At 68.1% G+C, this 3,506-nt stretch carries 6 protein-coding genes; 2 read left to right on the top strand and 4 right to left on the bottom strand.

What is annotated here, in order from left to right; translation table 11 throughout:
* From AOK24_RS19895 to AOK24_RS19880, 4 genes are all read right to left on the bottom strand, one after another.
* Positions 1-506 (bottom strand): ABC transporter ATP-binding protein (locus AOK24_RS19895; RefSeq protein WP_055721413.1); only part of this gene is annotated, 506 nt, incomplete at its 3' end.
* Entirely contained in the window at positions 503-1,036 is a 534-nt protein-coding gene (locus tag AOK24_RS19890; protein WP_055721412.1) for a PadR family transcriptional regulator, read from the bottom strand. The genes AOK24_RS19895 and AOK24_RS19890, both read right to left, overlap by 4 nt.
* 82 nt (positions 1,037-1,118) lie before the next feature.
* Entirely contained in the window at positions 1,119-1,700 is a 582-nt protein-coding gene (locus AOK24_RS19885) for a class I SAM-dependent methyltransferase (RefSeq protein WP_055721411.1), read from the bottom strand.
* Positions 1,701-1,964: 264 nt separating this feature from the next.
* Positions 1,965-2,363: an ATP-binding protein gene (locus AOK24_RS19880; protein ID WP_055721410.1), complete on the bottom strand. Its 399-nt coding sequence runs from the start codon at positions 2,361-2,363 to the stop codon at positions 1,965-1,967.
* Positions 2,364-2,532: 169 nt separating this feature from the next.
* On the opposite strand from AOK24_RS19880, the gene AOK24_RS19875 reads away from it, so the two are divergent.
* Both AOK24_RS19875 and AOK24_RS46085 read left to right on the top strand, forming a co-directional pair.
* The gene (locus AOK24_RS19875; RefSeq protein WP_079056894.1) at positions 2,533-3,372 is read left to right on the top strand and encodes a helix-turn-helix domain-containing protein; all 840 of its coding nucleotides are present in this window, start codon (positions 2,533-2,535) and stop codon (positions 3,370-3,372) included.
* Between the two features lie 2 nt (positions 3,373-3,374).
* Positions 3,375-3,506, top strand: a 132-nt coding sequence (locus tag AOK24_RS46085; RefSeq protein WP_079056893.1) for a DUF397 domain-containing protein, incomplete at its 3' end; no start/stop codon positions are given.

Below are 3,506 nucleotides of genomic sequence, written 5' to 3'. Positions count from 1 at the left end.
GGCTCGTCGGCGAAGACGACGCGCGGCCCGGTGATCAACGCGCGGGCGAGCGCGACGCGTTGGCTCTGGCCGCCGCTCATCTCCCCCGGCCGCAGGGCCTCTTGCGCCAGCACCCCGAACCGCTCCAGCCACTCCCGCGCCTCGGACCGGGCGCTGTCCCGGCGCCGCCCGGCGAGCAGCAGCGGCAGGGCGACGTTGTCCAGCGCGGTCAACTCCGGGATGAGCTGGCCGAATTGGAAGACGACGCCGAAGTCCGTCCGGCGCAGCTCGCTCAACTCCCGTTCGCTGAGCCCGTCCAGCGCCTTGCCGGCGTACACGACCGACCCCCGGTCGGGCCGCACGATCCCCGAAAGGCAGTGCAGCAACGTCGACTTGCCGCTCCCGCTGGCCCCCGTGACCGCGAGGACCTCGCCCGCGGCCAGCTCCAGCGAGGCGTCCCGCAGGGCGGGTGTCGCACCGTACGTCTTGCCCAGCCCGAGCCCCGACAGAAGCGCAGTGTCCGTCATCCGGCGTCGACCTCCTCGGTGAGTGTGATGAGCCGGGCCCCCGTGGTGGTCATCCAACGGAGGTCGGCGTCAAGGTGGTTGAGGGCGTAGTCCGCGGACAGCACGGTCGCGAGGTCCGCGTCCCGCCCCGTCTTCACGGCGGTGAGCTCCCGCATCCGGGCCATGTGCGCGGCGCGCTGCGCGGCGAGGTACCCCCCGGCGTCCCCGCCGCTCAGGATCGCCACGACGACCTTCGCGAAGATCTCGTTCGCGACGAACGGGGCGGGCGGGGCGATCTCGGCGGCCCACTCCGTGAGCTCCTTGCGCCCCTCCTCGGTGACCCGGTACATCGTCCGCTCCGGCCCCCCGTCCGACCCGGTCCCCTCCACCTCCGCGAGCCCGTCCCGCACGAGCCGCTGCAACGTCGTGTACACCTGCCCGTACGCCAGCGGCCGGGCCTGCGGAAACCGCTCGTCGTGGCGCCGCTTCAGGTCGTAGCCGTGGCTGGGGCCGGTGACGAGCAGGCCGAGGAGGATGTGGCGGGTGCTCATGGGGATCAGTATGCACTACGTATATGTACTGAGTGAATAGCGGGCCGAGAGCAAGCCCTCACCTGGGTGAGGGCTGGGCCGGTCAGGCGGGGACTGTGCCCACCAGGACGAACTCGTTGTACGGGAAGACCTTGCCGACCGGGCGGGCGAAGGGGAAGGAGTACGTCCTGGTCACGGCCACGCCCGCGGTTTGCGCGTGGTCGCGCAGGCCCGTGAAGTCGACGAAGCGGACGTGGGTGGCGTCCGTCTTGTAGCCCGCTTCCTGGGGGGTGATGAGGACGACCTTGCCGCCCGGTTTGATCAGGGGGAGGTACTCGGCGAGGATCTTGACGCCCAGGTCCGCGTCCATGTGTTCCAGGACGTGCGCGCACAGGAGGCTGTCGAAGGAGCCCGGGGGTTCGTCGAGTTCGTCGGGGGTGTACGCGGTCAGGCCGCGTTCCCGGCAGGTGGCGACCGAGTGGGGGTTGTGGTCGACGCCCACGCTCTCCGGGGAGCAGTTCAGGAGGTTGCGGCCGAGGCCGCAGCCCACGTCCAGGACTCTGCCCAGGTGGAGGCGGCGGAGGTTCCAGCGGTAGGGGGCCTGGGTGGGGAGGAAGCGTTTGATGCCGGACGTTTCCAGGCGGGTGAGGCGGCTGGTGTAGTCGGAGGAGCGCGTGTCGGGCATGAGCGACCGTCGTTCTCTCGCGGAGGCCGTGCGGGGGTGAGGACAGGCCACCGGGTGATTGGATGGCTGAAAATAAGTAGGTGAATCATAAGATCTTCTCGCTGAAAAGGAAGCGGGGAGTCCGCAACGTTTTGGTGAGGGAGCGGTGACCGTGACGCCGGTTGCCGGTGGAGGCGCTGGTGGGGGCGCCGGCGGAGCGGTGTCCGGTGCGGGGCGGAAGCGGTGGGAAGACTCCGCCGAGCGAGTGACCTGCGGTGCCTGGCGTCAGTTCGGGAGTTTCCACTCCGCCCAGACGGTTTTGCCGATGCCCTCGCGGGGGCCGTAACCCCAGTCGTGGCACAGGGAGTTGACCAAGGTGAGGCCCCTGCCGAACTGTTCGGTGGGGATCGCTTCGCGGGGGGACGGGATGCGCTCCGCGCGGGGGTCGCTGACCTCCAGGCGGAGGGTGGTGTCGGTGGTGAAGAGGCGGATGTGGATGAGGCGGTCGCGGAGGCTGCCGTGGAGGATCGCGTTGGTGGTGAGTTCGCTGGTGACGAGGGCGACGTCGCCCGCGAGGGTGGGGTGGCCCCAGTCGGTGGTGAGCTGGGCGGTTCGGGTGCGGGCGCGGGTGACGTTGTGGGGGGTGGGGGTGTAGGTGCGTTCGTCTTCGTGGTGGGTGGGCATTGTTCCGGCCTCCCTTGCGTAGTGGTTGGCCTGACGGTAGGGGGGTTCGATTCTCGGGCGCAAGCGGATCGGAGATTATTGTCTCCATCGAGTGACGGCGGGGGGCTATGTAGGACACACTGGGCGCGTGACTCGTACGACATCACTGGGCAATCGGACCTCAACTGTCCTGGGCCGCAGGCTCGGTGGGGAGTTGCTGCGTCTGCGTGACGGGGCGGGCCTCACCCAGCGGCAGGCCGCCGAGGCCATCAACGCGACCAACTCGAAGATCGTGAAGATGGAGCAGGGTTGGGTACCGATGCGGGACCCGGACATCCGGGTGCTGTGTGAGTTCTACGGTGTGGAGGACCCCGAGGTTCTGGCTCGGCTGCTTGCTCTGGCGAAGCTGGACCGTGAACGCCGGAAGGCGAAGGGGTGGTGGCTGAACGCGGATTACAACAAGGGCAGGGGCTTCCTCGACTTCGTCGCCCTGGAAGATGGCGCCAGCCGTATCCGCAACTGGCAGATCTCCCTGATCCCAGGACTGCTTCAGACGGCCGCTTACACACGTGCGATGGCCGTGGTCAACCCTTCATGGGACGACCTCGACGAGATCGAGACGGACGTCGAGGTCAAGCGGAAGCGCCAGAGGCGTCTCGTGGGGGAGAACCCGGTTCAACTGCACGCCGTGATGTGGGAAGGCGCGCTGCGGCAGCAGTTCGGTGGGCGTGACGTGATGCGTGGCCAGATGGAACGGCTGCTGGAGGTCTCGGAGTTCCCCAACGTCCGACTTCAGGTGCTCCCGTTCCGGCATGGAGCACACCCCGGCGTATCCGGTCCGTTCGTCATCCTCTCCTACGCGGAGGCCGGAGCCCTTGACGTCGTGGAGAGCGACACCCACAGGGACATGATGTGGATGGAGAACGAGGAGTGCGCCTACTTTAACGAGCTGTTCGATCGCATCTCGCGGCATAGCTTGTCACCGCACGACTCCATCGCGCTCATCGAGAGCCTGCACAAGGAAAGCTGAACGTGCCTGAGTTCCAGTTTGTGAAGTCCACCTACTCCGGTCAGTTCCAGGACTGCGTCGAAGTCGCCCGCAACATCCCCCACACCATCGCCGTCCGCGACTCCAAAGCCCCCGCCGGCCCCCTCCTCACCCTC

Origin of the sequence: Streptomyces niveiscabiei (genome assembly GCF_001419795.1) — a bacterium.
Classification (GTDB): domain Bacteria; phylum Actinomycetota; class Actinomycetes; order Streptomycetales; family Streptomycetaceae; genus Streptomyces; species Streptomyces niveiscabiei.
This window is presented reverse-complemented; position numbering and strand designations above follow the sequence as displayed.